This is a genomic window from Halocynthiibacter sp. (assembly GCF_049608145.1).
GTDB lineage: Bacteria > Pseudomonadota > Alphaproteobacteria > Rhodobacterales > Rhodobacteraceae > Halocynthiibacter.
This window is the reverse complement of record NZ_JBMYXF010000111.1, coordinates 1-762: the sequence shown is the minus strand read 5'-3', so window position 1 is coordinate 762 and position 762 is coordinate 1. Positions and strand designations below refer to the sequence as shown.

The 762-nt window shown below is 47.4% G+C and carries 1 protein-coding gene; it reads left to right on the top strand.

Going from position 1 to position 762, the window contains the following annotated elements:
• Positions 1 to 278 precede the first annotated feature (278 nt).
• Positions 279 to 762: electron transfer flavoprotein subunit beta/FixA family protein (locus ACPGUT_RS16035; protein WP_423993118.1), on the top strand; the 484-nt coding region annotated here is incomplete at its 3' end.

Here is a 762-nt window from a genome sequence, read left to right as displayed (position 1 = left end):
ACACGGTTACGATGCGTTTGAGCTGACGAATGTACCACCACATGTTTCGGTGGTTGATCAAGCGTATCGTGTTAAGGTGCAAGGCCGTGGCTTTTCGCTTTTTGGCAGCTAAAGCGCCTGGATAATCATTTCTCTAATGAACCTGCTCGTCGCATTCAGATTAGTCATGTCGCCTTCTTAGATTGACGCCCGTTTGCGTCGCGCCTATTTTGGCGGCAACTATTGTATTTATTTATATCCCCTTAAATCTCACCCTTAAAATTCAAGGCACTGTATTCATGAAAATCTTGGTCCCGGTTAAACGGGTCGTTGATTACAACGTGAAAATTCGCGTTAAGTCAGACCAGTCTGGCGTTGAACTGAACAACGTCAAAATGTCGATGAACCCTTTCGACGAAATCGCTGTTGAAGAAGCACTTCGCATTAAAGAAGCCGGAAACGCTTCTGAAGTTATCGTCGTGTCAATTGGCGAGACAAAAAGCCAGGAAACACTGCGTACAGGTTTGGCCATGGGTGCTGACCGCGCCATTTTGGTTGAGACTGACCAAGCTGTAGAGCCATTGGCAATCGCCAAAATGCTTAAGGCAATCGTCGAGAAAGAAGAGCCTGGTTTGGTTCTGCTTGGTAAACAGGCAATCGACGGCGACAACAACCAGACACCACAAATGCTGTCAGCCCTTTTGGGTTGGTCACAGGGTACCTTCACATCAAAGGTTGAGCTTAAGGGTGACCAAGTCGAGATCATGCGTGAGATCGACGGTG